Annotated in this window: 22 protein-coding genes and 1 pseudogene; 13 read left to right on the top strand and 10 right to left on the bottom strand. The window is 62.5% G+C overall.

Going from position 1 to position 23,772, the window contains the following annotated elements; genetic code table 11:
- Window positions 1-14: 14 nt before the first annotated feature.
- Both AK2_RS10320 and AK2_RS10315 read left to right on the top strand, forming a co-directional pair.
- Window positions 15-1,586: an MDR family MFS transporter gene (locus AK2_RS10320; protein ID WP_067934006.1), complete on the top strand. Its 1,572-nt coding sequence runs from the start codon at window positions 15-17 to the stop codon at window positions 1,584-1,586.
- Window positions 1,587-1,769: 183 nt separating this feature from the next.
- Entirely contained in the window at window positions 1,770-2,981 is a 1,212-nt protein-coding gene (locus AK2_RS10315) for a GNAT family N-acetyltransferase (protein WP_157076301.1), read from the top strand.
- A gap of 144 nt (window positions 2,982-3,125) precedes the next feature.
- Here the strand turns inward: AK2_RS10315 and AK2_RS10310 are convergent, their stop codons facing one another.
- The 3 genes from AK2_RS10310 to AK2_RS10300 all read right to left on the bottom strand — a co-directional run bounded on the left by AK2_RS10310 (window position 3,126) and on the right by AK2_RS10300 (window position 4,914).
- A complete protein-coding gene (locus tag AK2_RS10310) occupies window positions 3,126-3,449 on the bottom strand; it encodes a winged helix-turn-helix transcriptional regulator (RefSeq protein ID WP_067934002.1) in 324 nt (107 codons plus the stop codon).
- 95 nt (window positions 3,450-3,544) lie between these two features.
- Window positions 3,545-4,123, bottom strand: coding sequence for a dihydrofolate reductase (locus AK2_RS10305; protein ID WP_083521074.1), 579 nt, complete (start codon window positions 4,121-4,123; stop codon window positions 3,545-3,547).
- Window positions 4,120-4,914 carry a thymidylate synthase gene (locus tag AK2_RS10300; protein ID WP_067934000.1) on the bottom strand — a complete coding sequence of 265 codons (795 nt, stop codon included), beginning with the start codon at window positions 4,912-4,914 and terminating at the stop codon, window positions 4,120-4,122. The genes AK2_RS10305 and AK2_RS10300 overlap by 4 nt, the downstream gene beginning before the upstream one ends.
- A gap of 174 nt (window positions 4,915-5,088) precedes the next feature.
- Here AK2_RS10300 and AK2_RS10295 point away from each other — a divergent pair, with 174 nt between their 5' ends.
- Complete coding sequence (locus AK2_RS10295) at window positions 5,089-6,552, top strand: catalase (RefSeq protein ID WP_067933997.1); 1,464 nt, start codon at window positions 5,089-5,091, stop codon at window positions 6,550-6,552.
- Window positions 6,553-6,769: 217 nt separating this feature from the next.
- Complete coding sequence (locus AK2_RS10290) at window positions 6,770-7,552, top strand: Rpn/YhgA-type helix-turn-helix domain-containing protein (protein ID WP_067929154.1); 783 nt, start codon at window positions 6,770-6,772, stop codon at window positions 7,550-7,552.
- A gap of 242 nt (window positions 7,553-7,794) precedes the next feature.
- On the opposite strand, the gene AK2_RS10285 is transcribed toward AK2_RS10290, so the two are convergent.
- Genes AK2_RS10285 through AK2_RS10275 form a run of 3 tightly spaced genes read right to left on the bottom strand, consistent with a single transcriptional unit; the run spans window position 7,795 to window position 11,080 of the window.
- Window positions 7,795-9,207 (bottom strand): PTS fructose transporter subunit IIC, encoded by a 1,413-nt coding sequence (locus tag AK2_RS10285; protein WP_067933996.1) that lies wholly within the window; start codon window positions 9,205-9,207, stop codon window positions 7,795-7,797.
- Window positions 9,208-9,221: 14 nt separating this feature from the next.
- Entirely contained in the window at window positions 9,222-10,298 is a 1,077-nt protein-coding gene (gene pfkB, locus AK2_RS10280) for a 1-phosphofructokinase (protein ID WP_067933993.1), read from the bottom strand.
- 11 nt (window positions 10,299-10,309) lie between these two features.
- The gene (locus AK2_RS10275) at window positions 10,310-11,080 is read right to left on the bottom strand and encodes a DeoR/GlpR family DNA-binding transcription regulator (protein WP_067933990.1); all 771 of its coding nucleotides are present in this window, start codon (window positions 11,078-11,080) and stop codon (window positions 10,310-10,312) included.
- 289 nt (window positions 11,081-11,369) lie between these two features.
- Here AK2_RS10275 and AK2_RS10270 point away from each other — a divergent pair, with 289 nt between their 5' ends.
- Window positions 11,370-11,810 (top strand): PTS sugar transporter subunit IIA, encoded by a 441-nt coding sequence (locus tag AK2_RS10270; RefSeq protein ID WP_067933988.1) that lies wholly within the window; start codon window positions 11,370-11,372, stop codon window positions 11,808-11,810.
- Between the two features lie 84 nt (window positions 11,811-11,894).
- Here AK2_RS10270 and AK2_RS10265 read toward each other — a convergent pair whose 3' ends face one another.
- Entirely contained in the window at window positions 11,895-12,332 is a 438-nt protein-coding gene (locus tag AK2_RS10265) for a YqzG/YhdC family protein (RefSeq protein ID WP_067933985.1), read from the bottom strand.
- A 167-nt stretch (window positions 12,333-12,499) separates the two neighbouring features.
- On the opposite strand from AK2_RS10265, the pseudogene msrA reads away from it, so the two are divergent.
- A pseudogene (gene msrA, locus AK2_RS10260) lies at window positions 12,500-13,033 on the top strand (peptide-methionine (S)-S-oxide reductase MsrA); the annotation flags it as partial.
- Between the two features lie 80 nt (window positions 13,034-13,113).
- On the opposite strand, the gene AK2_RS17650 reads toward msrA, so the two are convergent.
- Window positions 13,114-13,686 (bottom strand): helix-turn-helix domain-containing protein, encoded by a 573-nt coding sequence (locus AK2_RS17650; RefSeq protein WP_067933981.1) that lies wholly within the window; start codon window positions 13,684-13,686, stop codon window positions 13,114-13,116.
- Between the two features lie 88 nt (window positions 13,687-13,774).
- Here AK2_RS17650 and AK2_RS10250 point away from each other — a divergent pair, with 88 nt between their 5' ends.
- The 6 genes from AK2_RS10250 (at window position 13,775) to AK2_RS10225 (ending at window position 19,735) form a co-directional block, all read left to right on the top strand.
- A complete protein-coding gene (locus AK2_RS10250) occupies window positions 13,775-14,107 on the top strand; it encodes an AzlD domain-containing protein (protein WP_067933978.1) in 333 nt (110 codons plus the stop codon).
- 63 nt (window positions 14,108-14,170) lie between these two features.
- Entirely contained in the window at window positions 14,171-15,109 is a 939-nt protein-coding gene (locus AK2_RS10245) for an AzlC family ABC transporter permease (RefSeq protein WP_067933975.1), read from the top strand.
- Between the two features lie 62 nt (window positions 15,110-15,171).
- Window positions 15,172-15,567, top strand: coding sequence for a hypothetical protein (locus tag AK2_RS10240; protein ID WP_245632860.1), 396 nt, complete (start codon window positions 15,172-15,174; stop codon window positions 15,565-15,567).
- Between the two features lie 212 nt (window positions 15,568-15,779).
- Window positions 15,780-16,367, top strand: a complete 588-nt coding sequence (locus tag AK2_RS10235) for a glycerol-3-phosphate responsive antiterminator (protein WP_067934052.1) — start codon at window positions 15,780-15,782, stop codon at window positions 16,365-16,367.
- Window positions 16,368-16,389: 22 nt separating this feature from the next.
- Entirely contained in the window at window positions 16,390-17,883 is a 1,494-nt protein-coding gene (glpK, locus tag AK2_RS10230; protein ID WP_067933972.1) for a glycerol kinase GlpK, read from the top strand.
- 148 nt (window positions 17,884-18,031) lie between these two features.
- Window positions 18,032-19,735 carry a glycerol-3-phosphate dehydrogenase/oxidase gene (locus AK2_RS10225; protein WP_067933969.1) on the top strand — a complete coding sequence of 568 codons (1,704 nt, stop codon included), beginning with the start codon at window positions 18,032-18,034 and terminating at the stop codon, window positions 19,733-19,735.
- Here the strand turns inward: AK2_RS10225 and AK2_RS10220 are convergent.
- Window positions 19,710-20,474: a ZIP family metal transporter gene (locus tag AK2_RS10220; protein WP_067933967.1), complete on the bottom strand. Its 765-nt coding sequence runs from the start codon at window positions 20,472-20,474 to the stop codon at window positions 19,710-19,712. The genes AK2_RS10225 and AK2_RS10220 overlap by 26 nt on opposite strands.
- Before the next feature lie 282 nt (window positions 20,475-20,756).
- Between AK2_RS10220 and cimA the strand changes: the two genes are divergently transcribed.
- Complete coding sequence (cimA, locus tag AK2_RS10215; protein ID WP_067933965.1) at window positions 20,757-22,361, top strand: citramalate synthase; 1,605 nt, start codon at window positions 20,757-20,759, stop codon at window positions 22,359-22,361.
- A gap of 161 nt (window positions 22,362-22,522) precedes the next feature.
- Here the strand turns inward: cimA and AK2_RS10210 are convergent, their stop codons facing one another.
- Entirely contained in the window at window positions 22,523-23,677 is a 1,155-nt protein-coding gene (locus AK2_RS10210) for a GntR family transcriptional regulator (protein WP_067933963.1), read from the bottom strand.
- Between the last annotated feature and the right edge of the window lie 95 nt (window positions 23,678-23,772).

The raw sequence follows: 23,772 nt of genomic DNA, 5'->3' as shown, positions 1-23,772 counted from the left end.
GGGGGAGAGAATGTATGGCGCAAGGCGCGAAACCAAACCGTCTGTCCTGGATTTTCGCGGGACTGATGCTCGGCATTTTTATCGCCTCGATGGATGATACCATTGTCTCCACCGCGATGGGGACGATTGTCGCCGATTTGGGCGGCATTGATCGCTTCGTCTGGGTGACTTCGGCGTACATGGCGACACAGATGGCCGGCATGCCCATTTTCGGCAAGCTGTCGGACATGTACGGCCGCAAGCGGTTCTTTATGTTCGGGATTGGTATGTTCCTGCTCGGCTCGGCGCTCTGCGGCACCGCCCAGAACATCGTCCAGCTCAGTCTCTACCGGGCCCTGCAGGGCATTGGCGGCGGCGCCCTGATGCCGATTGCGTTCACCATCGTCTGGGACGTGTTTCCGCTCGAGCTGCGCGCAAAACTGGGCGGCATCTTCGGCGCCGTGTTCGGGCTCTCCAGCATCGCCGGGCCGCTCATCGGCGCGTACCTGACGGATCATGTCAACTGGCGGTGGGTGTTCTACATCAACCTGCCGCTCGGACTCATCGCGTTTCTCCTCATCCTGGTGGGGTATCATGAGTCCTCGCGCCACGAGCGTCAGACCATCGACGCTTGGGGCGCAGGGCTGTTGACGCTGGCCGTGGGCAGCCTGATGTTTGCGCTGGAGCTGGGGGGCACCACATACGCCTGGGGTTCCTGGCCCATCGTCGCTCTGCTGGTGGCGTTTGCGGCGCTCTTCCTCGGCTTTTTGTGGGCCGAGAGCCGGGCGGCTGAGCCGATTGTCTCATTCGCCATGTTCCGCAACCGTCTGTTTGCCACCAGTTGCTTGGCCGGGCTGTTTTACGGCGCGGCATTTGTTGTCGCGACTGTGTACATCCCCATTTTCATCCAGGGAGTGATGGGCGGATCGGCCACCAATTCGGGGCTCCTGCTGCTGCCGATGCTGCTCGGCACCACCGTCGCCGCGCCGATTGGGGCACAGCTCTCGCAAAAGGTCAGCTACCGTAGCGTCATGCTCGTCTCGGCGCTCGTCTTGTGCACGGGCCTGGCCCTCTTGGCCACCCTATCGCCCAGCACGCCGCGTGTCTGGTTGACCGTGTACATGGTGATTGTCGGCCTGGGGACCGGTCCCTCGTTCTCGGTGCTCGGGATGTCCGCCATCCACCATTTCGGCCAACAGCAGCGCGGGCAAGCCAGTTCAACCGCCAGCTTCCTGCGCATGCTGGGCATGACGCTTGGCATCAGCGTGTTCGGGGTGATTCAGCGTGACCTGTTCCAGCACCGCTTGAGCACCCTGTTCTCCGCCCTGGCGGCCCGGCTCCCGCGGGGGGTCAACTTGGCCGATCCGCACGCCATGCTTACCCCGGCCCTGCGCGCGCACATCCCGGGGTTTGTGCTGGATGAGCTGGTTCCGGCCTTGTCAGCGTCCATCTCGCACACGTTCACCTGGACGCTGTTCCCGGCCGCGTTTGCGCTCCTGTGCGCCGTGCTCATGGGGCCGTGGAAGATGACACCGGACGCCGCCGGCTTCGCGGGGCCAAGCGGGGCCCGCGAGGCGGGCAACAAGCAGGTGGGCGGCGCTGGCTGAGATTGCCGGCTCCGGCCCGACGGCGCGCTGGCGGTGCTGCGCCGGGCACTCGGCGGACTTCCCGGAGCCCGGCCGGCCGTACGCCGCTGGCACGACACAGCCGCGCCACCCTGTTGGCCGCTGGCCTTCCCGTGGTCTATACTGGCAGCAACAGCGCATTTCATCGCTGGACCACGGGGGACGGTGACGAGCTTGGAGGAGATTCGCCGCTTGACGCAGGAAGAACTGGGAGAGCACCTGGCGCTTGACGAGTTTGCCTTCCAGTTTCAGTTTGATCCCCATACGCGTCAGCAGTTGCTCGAACAGACAGACGCATCCACCATTCTCGGCTGTTTTGCCGATGGGCAGCTTGCGGCCCAGGCGCAGGTTTTGCCTTTGACCGCCTATGTCGCGGGAGTGCCGTACACGATGGGGGGGATTGCGTCGGTGGCCACTTGGCCGGAGCACCGGCGCGGCGGCAAGGTGGCGCGGCTCCTGCGGCGGGCGCTGGTCGAGATGCGGGCGGCCGGTCAGTCGTTGTCGATGCTGTCGCCGTTTTCCTTTTCCTTCTATCGAAAGTACGGATGGGAGATGCTGATGGAGCGGCGCCTCTATACCATCTCTGAGCGGTGGTGGCCGCGCTTTCCCGACACCGGCGGACGCATGGAGCGCTGTCAGGACGGACGGCGCCTTGCTCCCATCTATGAGGCGTATGCCCGGCGCTACACCGGCATGCTGCGGCGTACAAGCGATTGGTGGCAGCAGCGGATTGCCAAGCGTAAAGCCGGGGTGTGGGCGGTGTACATCAACGCCGCGGGAGAGGAGACCGGTTATGTCTTGTACCATGTCAAAGATTCGTTGTTGACCGTGCACGAATGGGTTCATCTCGACGAGGACGCGCGGCGGGGCCTGTGGAACTTCATAGCGAACCACGACTCGATGGCGCGCGAGGCGAAGTTGACAGCGCCCGCGGACGACACGTTGCTCTACCTGCTGGACAACCCGCGCATCCAGCACGAGGTAGAACCGTATTTCATGGCCCGCATTGTCGATGTCGAATCGTTCTTGCGCCAGTACCCGTTTCGTGTGCTTGGCGAGACCGTGGGTGTCACTCTCTCTGTCGCCGATCCGCACGCGGATTGGAACCAGGCGTCCTTTCACGTGCGCGTAGGTGCGGACGGGCAGGTCGGTGTCCATCGTCTGGGAGAAGCGGATGGGGTGTGGGAGACCGTCTCCAGCGCGCCGGGTGGCGCCGCCGTGGATGTGGACGTGCAGGACTTGGCCGCGATGCTGTTGGGGTATCGGCGGCCGCGGCAGCTGGCCGAGTTGGGGCGGCTGCGCGCGCAATCCGCTGGTGTCGAAGTGTTAGAGCAGTTGATACCGGAACAGACCCCGTACTTGCTGGACTTCTTTTGAACCCGGGCTGAGTCGCGGGGGACAGGCGCCTCGCGCCCGGTGTGAACCGGGCATAGGCACCCTACGTGCAGAGGGCAGAAAGCAGGGACTCTGCGGCAGCACTCACCATCCTGCGGGCGGGTGCAGGCGAGACGCCTGCGCCCGCTACCGCTCCGTCACGCCCTGCGCCATCCACTTGTCGGCCCACTTCTGCACTTCGTCCATGACGGGCGCCAATTCTTTCCCTTTATCTGTAAGCTCGTATTCGATGCACACTGGCGTCGCTGGATAAACCGTGCGGCGGATAATTCCTTCAGCTTCCAATTCCTTTAGACGCTCCGAGAGCATCTTGTCACTCATGTGTTCAATCGCATCGGCGATTTCCTTGAACCGTTTCGGCCCTTCCAGCAAGACGCGGATGATGAGCCCTGTCCAACGTTTGCCGAGGATGTTGAAGGCCGATTCGAATTTCGGACACATCCGGTGCATGGGCACACCCCCTCACTCGTTGCCCTTCCTCTATTTTACCACGAATGGGAGTGTAAGTGACCGGCTGCCACGTCTGTCGAGGACGTTTCCACAACTTACATCGGTGTCGGCAGCGGCATGCCGGCTCTGCACACCCCGGCCGCGAGGGCGCTCGGCCGGTGCGCGGAATTCGTCCACTCCCCCTCGGGTTTGATCCGTTCATAAACCAAGAAGGTATGCGGGTACGGGTTGCTTTCATTCACGCGGCCTGGTTCCTCAAAGACGAGGCGGAACTTTGCGGTATCCCACTCTGGAAAGAACGTGTCGCCCGCGAAGTCGGCGTGCACCCGTGTGATGTACAACCGGTCCGCCCGCGGCAGAAACCATTCGTAGAGGGCCCATCCGCCGAGGATGAACACCTCGCCAGGGAGGTTTTGGACCTCAAGCGGATCGTGCAGGACGCGCACCCCATCGGGTTGGAAGCGTGTATCCCGGGTCAACACGACGTTCAAGCGCTGGTCGAGCGGGTGGCCGATGGACTCGTAGGTGCGCCGACCCATCACCACCGTGTGCCCCAGGGTCAAGCGCCGCAGGCGGCGCAGGTCGTCCGACAGGTGCCAGGGGATACCGCCATCCTTGCCGATGACCCGCCCGTTCGCGTAGGCGACGACCAGATTGATGGCATCCGGCTTCATACCGACACCTCGCCGCGAATCGGCGGGTGGGATTGGTACCCGACGAGTTGGATGTCTTCGTACTGGAAGTCGAAAATCGACTTGACCTCCGGATTGAGCACCAACTTCGGCAGGGGCAGAGGGTTGCGCTGCAACTGCAGCTGGACCTGCTCCAGGTGGTTGAGGTAGATGTGCGCGTCGCCCAGGGTATGCACGAACTCACCCACGCCCAACCCGGTTGTGTGCGCGACCATGTGCGTCAACAGCGCATAGGACGCGATGTTGAAAGGCACACCCAAAAACGTGTCGGCGCTGCGCTGGTAGAGTTGGCACGACAGCTTGCCGTCCGCGACGTAAAACTGGAACAGCACGTGGCACGGCGGCAGGGCCATCTCATCCAGCTCCGGCGGGTTCCAGGCGCTGACAACAAGACGGCGGGAGTTGGGGTTGCGCTTGATTTCTTCCGTCACCCATCGAATCTGGTCCACCGTCTTGCCGTTGGCGCCGCGGAATGATCGCCACTGTTTGCCGTAGATGGGGCCGAGATCGCCGTTTTCGTCCGCCCACTCGTCCCAGATGGTCACCTTGTGGTCATGCAGGTACTTAATGTTGGTGTCTCCGCGCAGAAACCACAACAGCTCATAGATGATGGAGCGCAGGTGCAGCTTCTTGGTGGTCACGGCCGGGAACCCGTCCTCCAGGTTGAAGCGCATCTGGTAGCCGAAGATGCTGAGCGTTCCCGTTCCGGTGCGGTCTTCCTTCTTGACGCCGTGCTGGAGAATGGTCCGACATAAATCCAGGTACTGTTTCATCCCGCGGCCTCCCAAAAAAGTCGGCGCTGCCCATGGCGCCGCGTTGCACGCATCACGCCTATCTTAGCCCTTGCACGGGATGACGTCCAGCGCCCTTGCACAAATCCGTTCCAGGATGTATCTTATATATAAATTTAGATTCAGTCTAAATATAAATTATTTGGAGGTGTCTCTATGCAGGAACCATATCGTCTCACGACTTCCTCTGGTGCGCCTGTGGCTGACAACCAACACTCTCAAACAGCGGGCGTGCGCGGGCCGGTCTTGCTGCAGGATGTTCATCTTCTGGAGAAACTGGCCCATTTCAACCGCGAACGCATCCCGGAACGCGTCGTGCACGCCAAAGGGGCAGGAGCGTACGGGTACTTCGAGGTCACGCATGACGTAAGCCGCTGGACCTGCGCCAAGTTTCTCAACCAGGTCGGCAAGCGGACACCGGTCTTCATCCGCTTTTCGACCGTCGCCGGGGAGAAAGGCTCAGCCGACGCCGAGCGCGATCCGCGCGGGAACGCCATCCGTTTCTACACCGAAGACGGCAATTACGACATTGTCGGCAACAACACGCCCGTCTTCTTTATCCGCGATCCGCTCAAGTTCCCGGACTTTATCCACTCGCAAAAGCGCAACCCGGCCACCAACCTGAAGGACCCCAACGCGGTCTGGGACTTCTGGTCGCTCTCTCCCGAGGCCATGCACCAGCTCACCATCCTGTTCACCAACCGCGGCACGCCGCGGTCGTACCGCCACATGCACATGTACGGCAGCCACACTTTTCAGTGGTACAACGCCGACAAGCAGGCGGTCTGGGTCAAGTACCACTTCAAGACCGAGCAGGGGATTCAGAACTTGCGCCGCGAAGAGGCCATCCGCATCGCCGGGGAGGACCCAGACCATGCCACGCGCGATTTGTATGAATCGATAGAGCGCGGAGACCATCCCGTGTGGCGGCTGTACGTGCAGATCATGCCGCTGACGGACGCGGACAGCTATCGATTCGATCCGTTTGACGTGACCAAGGTGTGGTCGCACAAGGACTACCCGCTGATTCCGGTGGGGCGCCTGGTGCTCAACCGCAACCCGGAGAATTACTTCGCGGAGGTCGAGCAGGCGACCTTGTCTCCGGCTAACATCGTGCCCGGCATCGGCTTCTCGCCGGACAAGATGCTGCAGGGCCGACTGTTCGCGTACGCGGACGCACACCGCTACCGGGTTGGCGTCAACCATAACCTGCTGCCGGTCAACCGGCCCCTCGCTCCCGTGGCCAACTACCAGCGGGACGGGTACATGCGCTTTGATGCCAACGGCGGAGGTCAGGTCAACTACGAGCCGAACAGCTTCCAGGGACCGGTGGAGGACCGTTCCGTCCAGGCGCCGCCGCTGCCTGTGGATGGCTGGGCCCAGGCTCACCCCGACGCCCACGAAGACGACTACACGCAGGCCGGCGATTTGTATCGGTTGCTGGCGGAGACGGAAAGGCAAGACTTGATTGACAACATCGCGGCCTCGCTGGGACAGGCGGATCGCGCCATCCAGGAGCGGATGCTGCCGCACTTTTACCGTGCCGACGCAGACTACGGCGAGCGCGTCGCGAAGGCCCTCGGGCTCGAGTCGGCGGCAAGGGCGGCCGCCAGGCGATAATGGGGGCGCATCGGAAGGCATCGAAGTTCGTCGGACCGCATTGGTCCGGCCTGGTCGGACAGTGCCGGCGTGCGTCGGACCGTACTGGAGTCTGCCGGAGCGGCGCGGACCCGACAGGCCGCCTTCCCCTGCACTTTTACTAAGGTTGCGCAAGCTTCCCTGAACGTCATTGAGCGGCCGGCGATCCCGGCGTACACTCACATAAAGAGGTGTACGTATGGCGGGACAGGATACGGTGATGAAGGCTCTCACCCGTTCGTTGTCCGACGGTGCGTTGGACGTGCTCGGTGTTCGTGGCGTGGAACTGGAGTCGCCCCTGCCGACAGAACTGCCGGCGAATACGCTGCGGATAGACAAGGCTTGGCGTATGCGCGACGGTTGTGTTTTCCACCTGGAGTTTCAGAGCTATCGTGAGCCAACGCTGCACCGCTTTCTTGAGTACGACGCCCGCTTGGCGCGTCAACACATGGCGCGCATTCGGACGGTGGTGTTGTATCATGCGAGTGTAACCAGCGCCTCCGCAACACTCGACATTGGAACTGCACTGTATCAGGTGGAGAACGTCTTCCTGTCCAATTTGGACGGGGATAAGGCACTGGATCAGGTGGAGGGGCACGTGTGGTCGGGAGAGTGGGAGCCTGGTGACCGACTCCGCCTTGCACTGGCGTTAAACATGAAGGTGAGGGACGCGGCAGAGGCGTTTGAGCGGGTGTTGACGCTTGTACCCGCCCTATCGGACGAGGCGGAGAGGGACCTGGTCGTGAGCGCAATCCTGGTGCTCGGCGCCCCGTCATTGACGGATGTGCAGCGGGCGCGGTTGCGAAGGGAGTTGCGGAGAGTGTCCAAGATTGTCGAGGAGTTGTATCAGGAAGGCAGGGAAGAGGGCCGGGAAGAAGTCGCGCGCAACCTGTTGGCGGAGGGCGTGAGCGTGGACGTCATCGTGAAGGCCACCGGATTGAGTCGGGCGAAGGTCGAGGAACTCGGCAAACAGTTGCAGTGAGCGGGAAGTGCGAAAATGAGCAATAGAGCCGAGGAAAATTCCGTCATCTATCCTGACAGGATGCAAGTATACTCATGATGGTAATCTATTGCTTGGCTCCACGGAGCAACTACAGCCGCAGGCGAGGGAGGCTGTCCCTGCCTGCGGCTGCTTGGACGTCTTGCGTACGTCGGTGCCTAGCGGCCGTTCCGGAATCTATGCTGGAATGTGCGCCGCCTTGACCGCTTGCCTTGATTCTTTTTTCAAGCCTCCACCACGTTTTTCTTGAGAGCCAGCACGCACAACGCCGTGACGAGGGCGCCAATGAGAATGGAGACGCAGTACCAGCCGAGGTTCCCCATCAACGGGAAGACGAACACGCCGCCGTGCGGCGCCGGCAGGGTGGCGCCAAACGTCATCGTCAGCGCCCCGGTCACCGCAGAACCAACCATGATGCTCGGGATGATACGGAACGGATCGTTCGAGGCAAACGGAATCGCTCCCTCGGTGATGAAGCACAGCCCGAGGATGAGCGCCGCCTTGCCGGCGTCCCGCTCCTCGCTGTAGAATTTCCTGCGGTTGACAAAGGTCGCAATCGCCAGGCCGAGCGGGGGCGTCATGCCCGCCGCCATCACGGCTGCCATAATGACCTCCGCCTCGTGCGTATGCGTGCCGAGCAGACCGACCGCGAAGAAGTATGCGACCTTGTTGACCGGGCCACCCATGTCAAACGCCATCATGGCGCCCAGCAACAGTCCCAATCCTATCGATCCGCTTGCGCCAATGTGCGCGAGCCCGTTGGTCATGGCCTGCATCAACCAGGCAATAGGCCGCCCCAGCACGTAAATCATCAGCAGCCCGACAATGCCCACCGACAGCACGGGCAGAATCAAAACCGGTTTGATTCCTTCGAGCGTTCTCGGCAGGCGAATCCAGTCGCGCAGCCACTTGGTCACGTAGCCCGCCAAGAAGCCCGCGATGATGCCGCCCAGGTAACCCGCGCTGGCGTGCGGATCGCCATACATGGCGCCCTGCGTGCCAATCCACCCGCCTACAAGACCCGGAGCAAGCCCCGGCCTGTCCGCGATGGACATGGAGATGTAGGCTGCCAAAATCGGGACAAACAGGGCAAATGCCGACCCGCTGCCGATGTTCATGAACGCCTGCGCCAGCGGCGCTTTGTTGTCGATGTCGATGGCAAACGAAAAGGCGATGAAGATGCCGCCCGCCACCACCAGCGGCAGCATGTGCGAGACGCCGTTCATCAGGTGTTTGTAGCCGGCTGGCATTTGTGCTTTGCGCTGCGCCTTTTCCCGCTGCATGCGCTCCAAGTATTCTCCGGTGGCGTCCGTGTCTCTCTTGGCGCCGTATACCGGCTGCTCGAGGGCGTCGGCTATCAACTGCGCAGGGTTCTTGATGGCGCTGGATACGGAAGTCTCCAGCAACCGCTTTCCTAGGAACCGTTCGAGTTCCACCTTCTTGTCCGCCGCAATGATGACCGCGTCGGCTTGGTCGATGTCTTCCTCGGTCAGCGCCTGTTCGACGCCGGAGGCTCCTTGTGTCTCCACTTTGATCTCATAACCGGCGGCTTTGGCCGCCTGTTGCAGGGCCTCCTGGGCCATATACGTGTGCGCGATGCCAGTCGGGCATGCGGTCACGGCAACCAACTTTATCATGCTCCTCACCTCGTTTACGGTTGTGGGAGAGATTCCAGTTCCACCTGCGGGATGACGGCCTGTACGTCTTGCAGAAGCGGCCTCCTCGATCCGTCCGTCTGTACGGCGGCTGTTCCGGCGGCGGCGGCGAAGCGGGCGGTGTCGGCAAGTGAGAATTGATGATGAAGTCCGTAGACGATGCCTGCCACCACCGTGTCTCCGGCGCCGACGCTGGATACCACAGGGACCTTGGGCACATGCGCCCAGATGCGTTCGCTGCGCGTCACCGCCACCAGGCCGCTCTTCCCTATGGATACGGCCACGAAACGGATGCCCTGTTCACACAGCCGGGCAGCGGCTCGAACCACCTCCTTCACAGAGATCAGCTTGTCTCCGACGTATTCTTCTAACTCCGTCAGATTCGGCTTAATCACGTCGGGCGTGGCGGCTATGCCTCGGCGCAGCGCCTCGCCGCTGGCATCCAGGACGGTATGCAGGCCCTTGGCCCGCGCCCATTCAATACGACCTTGGTACCAGTCCGGATTGGCGCTCTCAGGTAGGTTGCCGCACAGCGCGAGCCAGCCGCCGGGTGCGGTCAGGTTGTCCAGGTGATCTTCCAGAGACCGCCAGTCGGCGCCGGAGAAGCCGGGGGCGGACGCGTTGAACTCGGTCAACCGCCCGTCCGCCTCGGTCACCTTGACGTTGACCCGCGTCGGCGCGTGCGTCCATACAAACGAGGCGGAGATGCCGCTCTCCCGGAGTTCCTGTTCAATCCACGCTCCGCGGCTGCCCCCGAGGAAGCCGGTGGCCACGGTCGGAATGCCAAACGTATGGAGGGCCTTAGTGACGTTGATGCCCTTACCGCCCGTATACGGGAGCGGTTGTTGCACGCGGTGCAGGGTCCCCGGCACCAGCCGGTCCACCTGCAGGAACAGGTCCATGGCCGGGTTCACGGTCACCGTCACGACCGCGGCCCCGCCATCCATCGGGTGTTGGTGCCGCTCGCGTCCATCCGTCGCCGTGGCCCGAACGGGCAGCGCAGCTTCCGTGAACGCGCCCGGACGGATGGCGGCGGGCGCTGGGCTGGATTGAAAACCTGGGTGTTCAGTCATCTGTCTCGCTCCTAGCTGTTGCGTTTGGCCACCACGACTTCAACCTTGTTTTCCAGCAGAGCCTGCCGCAGGTCTCCTCCTACCTCCGCATTGGTGACAAGGGTGTCGATGGCGCCGAGGGGGCAGACCTGCACCAGGCTGGTTTGATCAAACTTGCTGTGGTCGGTCACCAGGACGACGCGCCTCGCGGCGCGGATCATCGCCGACTTGGTCGCGGCCTCCGATACGTTGGGGGTTGTCACGCCGTGCTCTGCGTCAATGCCGTTGGCCCCCAAAAACAGGATGTCGACGTGCAGGCGGGCCAGCATCTGCTCGCAAAACGGGCCGACCATCGCGCCCGTGGTGGGGCGCAATTCGCCTCCGAGCAGAAGGACCTGGATGTCCATCCGATTCGCCAGCTCGTCAGCGATAGCGAGGCTGTTGGTGATGAACGTGACGCCGCGGCCGGCAAACTGGCGAGCTATCTGCAACGTGGTGGTGCCGGCGTCCAACAGCACCGTGTCGCCCGTTTGAATGAATGATTGGGCCGCCTTGGCGATAATGGACTTTTCCACCTGGTTCTGCACACTCTTTTCCTGAATCGACGGTTCAAACGCGGCCACTTCAATCGACACTGCGCCCCCGTGCGTGCGTTTGAGCCGGCCCTGTTCTTCTAAGTCCTGCAGGTCCCGGCGTATCGTCGACTCCGAGGCGGTCAGCTGTTTGGCCAGTTCCGCGACAGAGACGCTGTGCCGCTCTTGCAGTTGCGCCATAATGAGTGCTTTGCGTTCGTCGGCAAACATGTTGCGTCCCTCTTTTCTCCGGGGTTGTCCAACCCTCCGTGTCCATCGAGACTGTACGCGGGACGGACGGAAATCGAGTTCATTCAATCAAACTAGCGAGTGAATAGGCGTGGTATAACGCGTTGTACTGATTGATTATGATTGAATATAGATGAATATGATTGATTGGGCTCATTATATGGTGTACCATGAAAGCGTGTCAACCAGTGTGTGAAAGCGGATAAGTGGACGGCACGGAGGGCCTGGTGCGGAAGGGCACTGTGCGTGTTGAAAAGGAGAGATGCGAGGTATGCTGGAAAAACAGTTTGTCTTCTTTGACGTTCCCGGCGCTACCCGGGAGGAGGCCGTCCGTTATCTGGTCGAACAAGCGGCGCGCCTCAAACGCGTCCGTGACGTGGACACCGTGGTGGCGGCGGTGTTGCAGCGGGAGACGGAGGGAACCACCGGTTTTGGCCATGGCATTGCCATTCTGCACGGAAAATCGGCGGCCGTCACCGAGCCGACACTCATCTACGGTCGTATAGCCCAACCGGTGGATTGGCGGGCAATGGACGGTCAGCCGGTGTCCGTCTTGTTCATGATTTTGGTACCCGAAGCCAGTCCCAATGAACACTTACAGATGCTGGCTAAACTGGCGCGCCGCCTGATGCATGCGGACTTTGTGGAAAAAGTCAGCACGATTTCGGATGCCGGGCAACTGTCCGAATACGTGCAGGCCGAGCTCTGCTGAGCTCCCCATCCGAGCGCAATCTTCCCAGCCGAAAGGTGACCCGTGGGGGGCGGAGGGGGGCTTACCGCGTCTACCCCCCGCTGCTCAGTGAGCCGTCTCGTGAAAAGCGACCGATATCAACTGTTCTGTTTTCGGGTTGAATGTGACGTCCACATAGACCCCGAATTCCTTGCCGCCTCCGCGCAACCACAGCTTGAAGCGCTCCACCGCCCGGGTTTCGCTCAGAGTCCTGCGGCCTACGTGCAGGTAATCGACCACCCGTGCGTTCGGGTAGCGGGTGGCCGTCCTATCGACCGCAATCTTTCCCCAGCGCGCGTACTCGGGGGTTGTGTCACTCATCTGCGGCGAACGATTGACCGGCGCGTGGCGCGTCCCCGAGTCAAGCAGGCGGGCATCCGGAATGTGCGAGGCCGTCGCACAGGTCGCGGCCGGCCTCCAGGCGGCCGAAATCGGACAGGTCGCTACTGGAGGCGCGGCGGCAAACAAGGCGCTGCAGAGCGCAGACAGGAGGGCAGGCAACACGGCGCATCACCTCGGCGAGGGTGAGGAATTTTCTGGTCCAACAGGGATATTGTTGCATGCAAAGCGGGCGTTTATGCACGCCCCGGGAGTGGGTGCGGTGCCGCCTTTTCGGGGTGCAAATGGACTCGGAATGTGCCATAATGGGGCGCAGCAAGGAGGGGACAGACATGACGGAAAGTACAGACCGCATGCAAGTGGCGACTTTTGCCGGCGGCTGTTTCTGGTGCATGGTGAAGCCGTTTGAGGAGCAGCCTGGGATTCTGAAGGTCGTCTCCGGATACACAGGCGGCCACAAGGAGAACCCAACGTATGAAGAGGTCTGTTCCGGGACCACAGGCCACGTCGAGGCGGTCCAGATCACGTTTGATGCGTCGGTGTTCCCGTACGAGAGGCTGCTGGAACTATACTGGCAACAGATAGATCCGACGGATAACGGCGGGCAATTCGTTGATCGCGGCTCTTCTTACCGCACGGCCATCTTCTACCACAATGAAGAGCAACGCGAAAAAGCGGAAGCCTCCAAGCAAGCTCTGGCGAAAAGCGGCCGGTTCGACAAACCTATCGTCGTTCCCATCCTGCCTGCCGGCCCGTTCTATGAGGCGGAGGAATACCACCAGGGGTTTTACCGCAAGAACCCGGAACACTACCATCGTTATCGGTCGGCGTCCGGGCGTGACGAATTTCTCGCCAAACATTGGTCATAGGTGGCTGCCCAGTCCGTTCGCCAGCTGGGGTTCACAAGCGGCCATCAAGGATAAAACCCCAAGCCTTGCGGGGCCCATCAAGGGACCTGCTCGTAAGTCATGATGATCAGGAATTCGCAGAACTTATCCGCGGACGGGTTGTGATACGTGTGGGGGGCGTCGGCTAGGAAGTGGGCCGCGTCCCCCGTTTGCAGATGCAAGGTCTCGCCCAGCACGCTGAGGTCGAGTTCCCCGGTTTGCACCCAGACCGCTTCGCGTACGTGAGCACCGTGTCTGTCGGCTTCATGAGTGGCTAAGGGGGAGAGCCGGGCTTGATAGAGGTCCACCGGATGTCGGGATGGAATGGCCAACCCGCTGCGCACCACGTATTGCCCGTCGTCATCCGCCACCACGGGCTGATCCGCCCGGCGCACCAAGTTCACGGCAGGTTCCTCGACGTCCTGGAGCAACGCCGAAAACGGCACGCGCAGCCCTTTCGCTACCTTCCACAGGGTGACCACCGTCGCGTTGGATTCCCCGCGCTCCATTTGGCCCAGCATCGGTTTGCTGACGCCGCTTGCGGCTGCCAACTGATCCAGCGACCAGCCCCGCTGTTTGCGCAGGCGCCGCAGCGCCTGTCCGATATGTGCCGATAACTTCTCTGTCTCCATGTGGGAATTCCCTCCGTACCGATGTTCTTGTATACTATAACATACAAATAGATGTTATACGATCCCGAGGTTCAAGGGGGCGCCCTTTGTGCATCCGTTGTTTTGGGAAGTGCTGTGCGTGGGACTCGGCACCTATCTGATTCGCGCCGTTTCGCTCAGTTTTGGCAGTCGCCTGGTGTGGCCAGGTTGGCTCAAACGGGTGATGGCGTTTGTGACGCCGGCGGTGTTGGGCGCGCTCGTCGGCCCGATGCTGTGGTCGACCGGAGCGTCGGTCGCGCCGTGGCGAAACCCGGCCCTGTGGGCGGCGATACCGACAGTTCTGGCCGCCTGGTGGACGCGGCAGCTGTTATGGACCGTCGGCGTCGGGGTGGCGGCGTATGCCCTGGCCGGAGTGGTTTCGGGCCGTGTCACGCTCGGATGAGGTGCGACAAGGCGCAGAGCCCGTTGTGTGGGGCCTACACGTTGGACCAAGGGGGGAGTGGCGGTGGCAGAAGTGAGGTATCCAGGCGTGCCCGCGATGGAAGAGGGGAGCACAGACAACAAACCCAAGGTTAATTCTGGTGTCGGTCATGCGGGTATGAACCCATCGGAGGCCGCTGCCTCGGCACCCGGCGTGGCCTCCTATGGATTGGCCGCGGAGGCGGCTGCGGTAGGCGGGGAGGCTACGGCCGGGGAGGTGCCTGCGGATGGTGGGATGCCGCTGTCCCTGGGACGGCAGGTCGCGGTTGGCCTTCGGGATGGTTCCCCCATCATCTTGGCTTATTTTCCGATTGCGGCCACGTTTGGCGTCGTCTGTTCCACGAGCGGTGTGCCACCCATCTTGGGATTTCTCATTTCGGCTCTGGTCTACGCGGGCGGTGCCCAATTCATGCTGGTCAGCCTGGCTGCTTCCGGTGTTCCGCCATTGCCGGCGGCGGCCAGCGTGCTGCTGGTGAATCTGCGCCACTTCCTGTACGGCGCTGCCTTCGGACCGGCACTGTCCGCCTGGCCTGAGCGGCTGCGGCTATGGGCCGCCTTTGGGCTCACGGATGAGGTGTTCGCCCTGGCATCCGGCCGCGTTCGGGCGCATCCGCCGGAGCCAGCCCGCCACTTGTCGCTCACCTTCGCCTGTTACGCGTCCTGGCTCGCCGGGACGGCCGCTGGGCTTGGTGTGGGTGCCGTGATTCCGGAACCGGTGGCTAACATCCTGAGTTTTGCGCTGCCGGCGCTGTTCTTGGCGCTCATCCTGTTGGGGGAACGGACGGTGCCGCATTTCGCGGCGGCGGTCTCCGGCGCCCTGGCTGCCGTCGCATCCGCCCAGGTTCATCTCGGCAGTTTCAGCGTCCTGATAGGAGCGGGTGTCGGCGCGGCCGTCGGTTGCGGCCTGTCCGTATGGCGGGAGGCACGTGCCCAGACGCCACTTCCGCCTGTGGGCTCGGACTGATTCCAAACGGACCGGCGAAGCTTGTGGAACCAAGGGCCTTTTGGGAACATGGTGCCCCGCCCATGGACATCCACCGTCCCCTGGTGGCGTTGGCTTGCGTACCCTGGAGCAAGCACGCGATGGGGGGTGAGCTTATCATGTGCAGCCAGCGCGACTGTGAGCGATACGTTGGACAATGGGTGCAATTTTCTACACCGTACGGCGTCCACCGCGGAATCTTGGAACGAGTGACGCAGCGGCATGCCATCGTCCTGTCGCCTCGTCAATACATCCCGGCCCAATTTGCCACCGAGAGCCTCAAGGCCGATGAGGAGAAGCGCATTGACGCCGTCTTGGCTTCCGGCTACGGGCCGTATGGCGGTGGGTATGGCTGGGGTTATCCAGGCGCCTATTGGGGGCGTTGGGCCGTTTCCTTTCTCATCATCTTTACGCTGTTGGGGCTGGGACTGTGGTGGTAGACACCCGCCTGTCGCGAACCCAGCACGCCATGCGAATGGATAAGAGCCGCATCCGCCAGCGGCTCTTGTTGTTTTGGCTTTCCTTCGTCCCTTTGGCAACAGTCCGGCGGTGGTTTCAGCGTCCATCACTCCTGCGGGCGAGGCCTTTCGGCTACACTTTTCTGTGAAGCTGGATTATCCTTGGTTTATGCAAATCACAAATAGACTTGGTGATGACGGGCCGTTGGGGGTGGCCTGCAGTGAGCGCATCTGCGTTTGGCGGTCAGCGTGTGATACCAGCCGCAAAGACCGTGAAGGACTTTGAGCGGCTCCTGTCGTCCGGGCATACATACATCATCCTGCTGCAGACGCACCTGGCCCAATTGCCGCCCTTGTTTCGATTGGCGTGCCAACAGGAAAAGCGGGTGCTGCTGCACGCCGACTTGATTCAAGGCCTGAAACACGACGAGGCGGCGGCGCAGTTCCTGTGTCAGTACATCCGCCCGTACGGCTTGATTTCCACCCATTCGAGCGTGTTGGCCGTGGCCCGCAAGCATCGCTTGACGACCATCCAACGCATGTTTTTGTTGGACTCGCAGTCGCTCGACACCAGTCTGCGGCTGCTGGCGGCGGCCACGCCCGACTTCGTCGAGGTGATTCCCGGCGTCCTGGCCGACGTGATGGCGGAGATCAAGGCCAGGGTGCAGGTGCCCTTGCTTGCCGGCGGCTTCATTCGCACGCGGGACGACGTGGAGCGGGCCCTCGCAGCCGGGGCGGCGGCCGTGACCACGTCGCAGCAGGAGTTGTGGGAGCTGGAGTAGGCGCCGGTAAAGGGGGACTCACATGACGGATCGATACATTCTCGCGATTGACCAAGGGACCACCAGTTCGCGCGCCATCTTGTTCAACCATCAGGGACGCATGGTGGGCATGGCGCAGCGCGAGTTGACGCAGTACTTTCCGCACAGCGGCTGGGTTGAACATGACGCGATGGAGATCTGGGCCTCCGTGGAAAGCGTCATCTCCGAGGTGCTGGCGGCCCACGCTGTGTCGGCGGCGCAGATTGCTGCTATCGGCATCACGAATCAGCGGGAGACGACGGTAGTCTGGGATAAGCGCACCGGTCAGCCCGTCTACCACGCCATCGTCTGGCAATCGCGGCAAACGGACGACATCTGCGACGACCTGCGCGCCCAGGGGCTCGCATCCACCATCCACGGGAAGACCGGCCTGGTGGTTGACGCGTACTTCTCCGGCACCAAGGTGAAATGGATTTTGCAGCACGTGCCCGGGGCGCGGGAGCGGGCGGAGAGGGGAGAGCTTCTGTTTGGCACCATCGACACCTGGCTCATCTGGAAGCTGACCGGCGGACAGGCGCACGTGACCGATTACAGCAACGCTTCGCGCACAATGCTGTACAACATCTTCCGACTCGATTGGGATGACGAGCTGCTGGCCATCCTGGACGTGCCGCGGGCGATGCTGCCGGAGGTGAAACCGTCTTCGGCGCACTTTGGCTACACAGAGTCGGCGCTGTTTTTTGGGGAGCGGGTGCTGATTGCCGGTGTCGCTGGGGATCAGCAGGCGGCGTTGTTCGGGCAGGCCTGCTTTGAGCCGGGGATGGCCAAGAACACCTACGGGACTGGGTGCTTCATGCTGATGCAGACCGGAAGCCAGGCGGTGACCTCCAGCCATGGCCTGTTGACCACCATCGCCTGGGGGCTGGACGGGGGCGTCGAGTACGCCTTGGAAGGGAGCATATTTGTGGCCGGATCGGCCATCCAGTGGCTGCGTGACGGGTTGCGCCTGATTCGCACGGCGGCCGAAAGCGAAATCTGCGCGCAGAAGGTTGCATCCAGCGGCGGCGTGTACGTGGTGCCCGCGTTTGTTGGGCTCGGGACGCCATATTGGGACAGCGACGTGCGCGGTGCGGTGTTCGGGCTGACGCGGGGGACGGAAAAAGAGCACCTGATTCGCGCCACGCTGGAATCGCTCGCCTACCAGACCAAGGACGTGCTGTCCGCCATGGAAGCGGACTCGGGGATTGCCCTCAAGCGGCTGCGGGTGGACGGCGGCGCGGCGGCCAACAACTTCCTGATGCAGTTTCAGGCGGACATCCTCGGCGTCCCGGTGGAACGCCCGCGGGTGCTTGAAACCACCGCCCTCGGGGCCGCATACCTGGCCGGCTTGGCGGTCGGGTTTTGGGAGAGCCGGGATGAAATCGCCCACAATTGGGAAATGGAGAGGGTGTTTGCTGTCAAGATGGATGACGACGGGCGGGCGGCGCTGTATAATGGGTGGCAGAAGGCAGTGCAGGCGGCGCGGGCGTTCCGCTGACAAGCGGGGCGACAGACGCATGACCGCCTTGCGGACAAGTTCATAACTCGGTTGAGACCTCGGAGAAAGCCACGGGCTTTGCGCGGGCTGCGTAAGGCGCTGTGGTTTTTGTCTTTTTCAACGTTATCCCTGGAAGGAGTGATGCGCGGTGTCGACGCCTTTTTCTGTATCTTCCCGATCCGCTCTCTTCACGCAGCTTTCAGATTCCCTGTTCGACGTCCTCATCATCGGCGGCGGCATCACCGGGGCGGGAATTCTGCTCGATGCGACGGCGCGCGGGATGCGGGCCGCCCTGGTCGAGATGCAGGACTTTGCCGCCGGCACCTCCAACCGCTCGAGCAAGCTGGTACACGGCGGGCTGCGCTACCTGAAGCAGCTGGAGGTCGGTCTGGTGGCGGAGGTTGGCCGAGAACGGGCGATTGTCTACGAAAACGGGCCGCACATCACCACCCCCATCTGGATGCTCCTGCCCATTCTCGCGGACGGGACCTACGGCTGGTGGACGACCTCGTTCGGGATTTTCCTCTACGACCGGTTGGCGGGCGTACGGCGCCATGAGCGGCGGAAAATGCTGCGCAGGAAGGAGGCGTTGGCCAAGGAGCCGCTATTGCGGCCGGATGTGCTCGGAGCCGGGTATTACGTCGAGTACCGGACGGACGACGCGCGGCTGACGCTGGAGATTCTCAAGGCGGCGGTGGAACGAGGCGGGATTGCGGTCAACTACGCGCGCGCCGAGCGGCTTTTGTACGAGCACGGGCGCGTGGTCGGCGCCACGGTGTGCGACGGGTTAACCGGTCGCCGGCACGAGGTGAGGGCGCGCAAGGTGGTTAACGCCGCCGGACCGTGGGTCGATGAACTCCGCGAGTGGGACGGGTCCAAGTCTGGGAAGACGCTGCATCACACCAAAGGGGTGCACATCGTGGTGGACGGCAGCCGTTTCCCCCTGCAAAACGCGGTCTACTTTGACGTCCCGGACGGGCGGATGGTGTTTGCTATGCCGCGCGCCGGCAAGACGTACGTCGGGACCACCGACACCGATTACGACGGCGACCTGGCGCGGCCGCGGATGACGGTGGAGGATGTGGACTACCTCGTCCGTTGCGTGAACTTCATGTTCCCCAGCGTGCACCTGACTTCCGGCGATGTGGAATCCGGCTGGGCCGGGGTGAGGCCATTGATTCACGAGGCGGGCAAAAGTCCGTCCGAGATCTCTCGCCGCGACGAGGTGTTTGTGTCTCCGTCTGGGCTTATCTCGATTGCCGGCGGCAAGCTGACCGGCTACCGCAAAATGGCTGACAAGGTGGTCAGTCTCGTCGCGCGGGAGTTGGCCAAGGCGGGGGTGGGCCCGTTTCCTGACTGCAGCACGGCGCACATCCCGTATTCCGGCGGGGACGTGGGCGGGTCTGCCCGTTTTCCCGGCTTTGTCGCGCGCATGGCGGACGAAGGCGCGCGGCTGGGGTTGGATTGGGACGCGGCGCTGCAGGTGGCGCAAACGTACGGATCGAACACAGACAAGGTGTTCGCTGTGCTGGCGGACGCGGGCGGCCAAGCGGAATCGTACGGGCTGCCGCGGGACCTGTATGCGCGCCTGGTGTACGGACTTGAGGCCGAGATGGTGGTCAAGCCGAGCGACTTTTTCGTCCGCCGCACTGGGATGATGTACTTCGACATGGATGGGGTGCGGCGGTATCGCGACGGGGTGCTGGCGTGCATGGCGGATTGGCTGGGCTGGGACGCGGCGGTGTACGCCGAGATGGAGGCCGAGTTGGCGCAAAGCCTGGAGGACGCGACGGTGCCTTTGGGGGCTGGGGACCGCCCCCGGCCGGCTAACTCAAGCCCACATGCTGGATGAGCCGCAGCGAGACGTAGAACAAGGCGACGCCGACGATGATGGGGAAAATGGCCGCTGGTCCGCGGTCGCGGATGGCGGGAATCATGTCGGTGGTCGACACGTACAAGAACGTTCCGGTGGCGAGGGCCATCAAGATGGCCACCGATGACGGGCCCAGGGCGCCAATTTCCAGGGTCACGGCGGCGCCAAAGATGGTCGAGAGCGCCAGGCCGAAAGCGGTCAGAAAGGCGCGTTTGCGCGACGTGCCGGCGGCCAGGCTGATGCTGGCCATGCTGAACCCCTCCGGGATTTTGTGCAGCGCGATGGCGAAGAAGATGAGGATGCCGGTGGACAGGCTGATGTTGAACGATCCGGCGATGACCACGCCGTCCATGAAGGTGTGGAACAGCAGGCCGACGAACGAGACCAGAGCCGCCCTGGGGTTGATGAGGTAGGCGTCGGTCCGGGCTATCGGCCCGGCTGGCGCGTGGTTGTGCGCGTGCAGTTGGTGGCCGGCGCCGTACTTGTCTATTAGAAGGAGACTCAGGTAGCCGGCGAGGATGTAGACCGGAGCGGTGGCCGGCAGCGCGTCCATCGCGTCAGGAAGCCTGTCCAGCACCGTCGCCCCCAGCAGAAATCCAGCGCCCAGGCTGGTGACCAGCATCGCCTGCTTGTCGGTCAACCGTTTGAACACGGTCAGGGCCCCACCAATGACATCGGCGAACGCAGCGATGACGCAGAGTAGAAAGATGACCCACATAGACGATTCCCCGCTCTCGATTTATAGAAAACAGTTTTCAACAAAGCGAACCCATCATACCAGGAAGCGGGCCGATGTGTAAACAGGAGCCTATGGAATATGAGCGCAGGGGCGCGATGGGCCTTCGGTTGCCAGAACTCACAAACTTCCGGTACTATGTGGAGAATAGGAATCCTTACAATCGCTGCGCTCGCCGGGGTGCTGAGTTCAGGCGGAGACGGGACAGCGGAGAAAAGACAGATTTGTTTGGGAAAGGCGATTTGGGAGAGGAGAGCAAGTCGAATGGAGCGTATCGCCCTATTAGATACGACGCTGCGGGACGGCACCCAGGCGGAGGGTGTGAGCCTGTCGGTTTCCGATAAGTTGCGCATTGCCGCCAAGCTGGATGAACTGGGCATCACGTATATCGAAGGTGGATTTCCGGCGGCGAATCCGAAGGACCACGAGTTTTTCACACGGGCGCGCACGGAGCTCAACCTGCAGCACGCCCGCCTGACCGCGTTTGGCAGCACGCGCCGCCCCTCCTCGTCGGCCGAGCAGGATGAAGGGCTCAAGGCCCTGCTGGCGTCGGAGGCGCCGGTGTTGACGATAGTAGGGAAAAGCTGGGATTTGCATGTGCGGGAGGCGTTGCAGGTCAGCCTGGAGCAGAATCTGGAGATGATCCGCGATTCGGTCCAGTGGCTCAAACAGCATGGCCGTGAGGTGATCTTCGACGCCGAGCACTTCTTTGACGGTTTTCGGGAAAACCCGGAATACGCGCTGCAGGTGCTGCGCACGGCAGAGGCAGCCGGGGCCGACTGGGTGACGCTGTGCGACACCAACGGCGGCAGCCTGCCGGATCACATCCGTTCCGCGGTGCGGGCGGTGTCCGACACACTCCGCATCCCGGTCGGCATTCATGCCCACAACGATTGCGAGTTGGCGGTCGCCAACACCCTGGCCGCCATCAAGGCGGGGGCGACCATGGTCCACGGCACCATGAACGGCATTGGGGAGCGCTGCGGTAACGCCAACCTCACTTCCATCATCGCCAACCTGGAACTGAAGTTGGACCTGCGCTGTCTGCCCACGCCACACCATGTGCGGCGGCTGACCGAGGTGTCGCGTTTTGTCTCCGAGGTGGCCAACCTCGTTCCGCACGGATACCAGCCGTTCGTCGGCCACAGCGCCTTCGCGCACAAGGGCGGCATCCACGTCAGCGCCATCCTGCGCAATCCGCGCACCTATGAGCACATTGAGCCGGAAAAGGTGGGCAACGTCCGGCGGGTACTGGTGTCCGAGTTGGCCGGGGTGTCCAACCTTCTGCACCAGGCCGAGCGGCTCGGGCTCAACCTCAAGGAACGCCCGGTCGAGACGCGGCGGCTGTTGGCCGAGATCAAGGAGCTGGAGCACCTCGGGTACCAATTTGAGAGCGCCGAGGCGTCGCAAGAATTAATGCTGCTGCGGGCCTTTGGCGATTTTGAAGACGTGTTGACGGTCCAGTCCCTGCGCATCCACGTGAGTCAGCAGACGGGGGAGGACATCGTGGCCGAGGCGGTGCTCAAGCTGTCCGTCTCGGGCGAGGTGGTGCATGCGGTGGCCGAAGGGGACGGGCCCGTGAACGCGCTGGACAACGCCCTGCGCAAAGCGTTGCGCCCGTTTTACCCGGCCATCGACGAGATGCACCTGGCGGACTACAAGGTGCGTGTGCTTGACGGTAAGGACGGCACCGCCGCCAAGGTGCGGGTCTTGATTGAGTCCACCAACGGCAGTCAGGTATGGCGAACCGTCGGCGTCTCGCGCAACGTGGTCGAGGCGAGTTGGGAGGCGCTCGCCGACAGCGTCCGCTACTACCTGTTGTGCGTCAACAAGCCCGGGTCGGCGGCCAATGGGGTGCTGACCTACTGAGGTCGGCAAGCGCGGGTTGCGGCAGGGTGTTCCGCTTGGCCGCTGCTTGCTTGTTGGGTTGGTTTACGCCTGCCCGGCGCCACGCGGGCGCTGGGCGAAGGTGGCGACGCGGGCTTGGTGCCAGGATGCGTCTTCCCGCCCCACGTACTCGGATGCCTCGGTCAGGTTGCAAATCCAGCCGGTGCACGCCCGCTGGAGTGGCCGACGACCAACTGGCCGGGCAGCTGCACCGACGAGTCGGTCGGTTGCTTTCCTTCAATCAGGTCCAGCAACATGTCCACCGCCGTACGGCCAATTTCCGCCTGCTGCTGATCAATATGCGTAAACTTCATAAACGGAGCGGATCGCGGGCTGTCGAAGCAGACCACGGACAGGTCTTCCGGGATCTGTTTCTGCAGCTCCCGGCAGAGTTCACAGATGATGCCGGCGAACACGTATTCTGTAATCAGCACCGCTGTCAACTCCCGGTGTTCCAGCAAATAATGGCGGATGGTCTGGTAGACGTCTTGCTCTTGCGGGCAGTTGACACCGCCGCCCGTGGGCAGGGAAGAGAGGTTGAGCGTGTGGTCATAGGGGATGCGATGGTCCTCCAGGGCCGCCAGGTAGCCGGCAAACCGGTCTTCCAGGGTCGCGGTGGCTGTCACCCCCGGAGAGATGAAGCCAATTTTCCGGTGCCCGAGGTCTATCAGGTGCCGCGTCAGGTCATAGGCGGCGGCCCGGTTGTCGGTGCTCACGTAGGGAATGGGAATCTTGTCCAGCCGCTTATCGACCAATACCAGCGGGAATTGGCGCAGGTGCAGGGACAACAGCTGGTCGCTGTAATACTCCCCGTACACCGGATTGACCAAGAGCCCCTTGACGCCTGCCCGGACGGCGCGCTGGATTGCGGCCTCCTCTGCCGCTTGCGATTGATGGGTGAAGCTGACAATCATCGACCAACCGTGTTCCTCAGCGCGGGCAATCGCGCTGGCCAGCACATCCAGTCCAAAATCGTCCGACACGGCTGGGCAGATGAAGCCAAGGAGACGACTGGCTCCTGGATGTTCTGGCGCGGCGCCGGCCATGTGGGGCGTCGGTCGCGCCACCTCGGTGGCCGCCGCCTCGGCCACAAACGACCCTTTCCCCGGAAACCGCTGGATCAATCCCTCTTTCGCCAGGCGCTGCAGCGCCCGGTGTGCGGTGATGCGACTGACCTGAAGGTACTCGCTCAACTCTTGTTCGGTCGGCAACTGTTGGCCGGGCAGCAGTTCGCGCGAGTCGATCCGCTCGCGGATGAAGTTGTAGACGCGGCGTTGCAGGGGAGTCTCAGGTTTCATCTCAGTCCCTCTTCACGCGAAATGTTCGGGTTGATTGTCCATTCATGTATATTTGATACAATATAACTTTCTCCCTACGAATTCAATTTCCTCTT

Origin of the sequence: Alicyclobacillus kakegawensis NBRC 103104 (assembly GCF_001552655.1) — a bacterium.
Classification (GTDB): Bacteria; Bacillota; Bacilli; order Alicyclobacillales; family Alicyclobacillaceae; genus Alicyclobacillus_G; species Alicyclobacillus_G kakegawensis.
The sequence above is the reverse complement of the archived record's forward strand: the minus strand, read 5'-3'. Positions and strand labels throughout refer to the sequence as shown.

What these genes read in the sequence shown, in the direction of transcription:
- pfkB (WP_067933993.1), bottom strand. Translation starts at nt 10,298, where the DNA reads ATGACTGAACACCCAGGTTTTCAATCCAGCCCAGCGCCCGCCGCCATC.
- AK2_RS10285 (WP_067933996.1), bottom strand. Translation starts at nt 9,207, where the DNA reads ATGATAAAGTTGGTTGCCGTGACCGCATGCCCGACTGGCATCGCGCAC.
- AK2_RS10235 (WP_067934052.1), top strand. Translation starts at nt 15,780, where the DNA reads ATGACGGGCCGTTGGGGGTGGCCTGCAGTGAGCGCATCTGCGTTTGGC.
- AK2_RS10210 (WP_067933963.1), bottom strand. Translation starts at nt 23,677, where the DNA reads ATGAAACCTGAGACTCCCCTGCAACGCCGCGTCTACAACTTCATCCGC.
- AK2_RS17650 (WP_067933981.1), bottom strand. Translation starts at nt 13,686, where the DNA reads ATGGAGACAGAGAAGTTATCGGCACATATCGGACAGGCGCTGCGGCGC.
- AK2_RS10295 (WP_067933997.1), top strand. Translation starts at nt 5,089, where the DNA reads ATGCAGGAACCATATCGTCTCACGACTTCCTCTGGTGCGCCTGTGGCT.
- AK2_RS10310 (WP_067934002.1), bottom strand. Translation starts at nt 3,449, where the DNA reads ATGCACCGGATGTGTCCGAAATTCGAATCGGCCTTCAACATCCTCGGC.
- AK2_RS10220 (WP_067933967.1), bottom strand. Translation starts at nt 20,474, where the DNA reads ATGTGGGTCATCTTTCTACTCTGCGTCATCGCTGCGTTCGCCGATGTC.
- AK2_RS10240 (WP_245632860.1), top strand. Translation starts at nt 15,172, where the DNA reads ATGGACATCCACCGTCCCCTGGTGGCGTTGGCTTGCGTACCCTGGAGC.
- AK2_RS10300 (WP_067934000.1), bottom strand. Translation starts at nt 4,914, where the DNA reads ATGAAACAGTACCTGGATTTATGTCGGACCATTCTCCAGCACGGCGTC.
- AK2_RS10275 (WP_067933990.1), bottom strand. Translation starts at nt 11,080, where the DNA reads ATGTTTGCCGACGAACGCAAAGCACTCATTATGGCGCAACTGCAAGAG.
- AK2_RS10290 (WP_067929154.1), top strand. Translation starts at nt 6,770, where the DNA reads ATGGCGGGACAGGATACGGTGATGAAGGCTCTCACCCGTTCGTTGTCC.
- AK2_RS10270 (WP_067933988.1), top strand. Translation starts at nt 11,370, where the DNA reads ATGCTGGAAAAACAGTTTGTCTTCTTTGACGTTCCCGGCGCTACCCGG.
- glpK (WP_067933972.1), top strand. Translation starts at nt 16,390, where the DNA reads ATGACGGATCGATACATTCTCGCGATTGACCAAGGGACCACCAGTTCG.
- AK2_RS10320 (WP_067934006.1), top strand. Translation starts at nt 15, where the DNA reads ATGGCGCAAGGCGCGAAACCAAACCGTCTGTCCTGGATTTTCGCGGGA.
- cimA (WP_067933965.1), top strand. Translation starts at nt 20,757, where the DNA reads ATGGAGCGTATCGCCCTATTAGATACGACGCTGCGGGACGGCACCCAG.
- AK2_RS10305 (WP_083521074.1), bottom strand. Translation starts at nt 4,123, where the DNA reads ATGAAGCCGGATGCCATCAATCTGGTCGTCGCCTACGCGAACGGGCGG.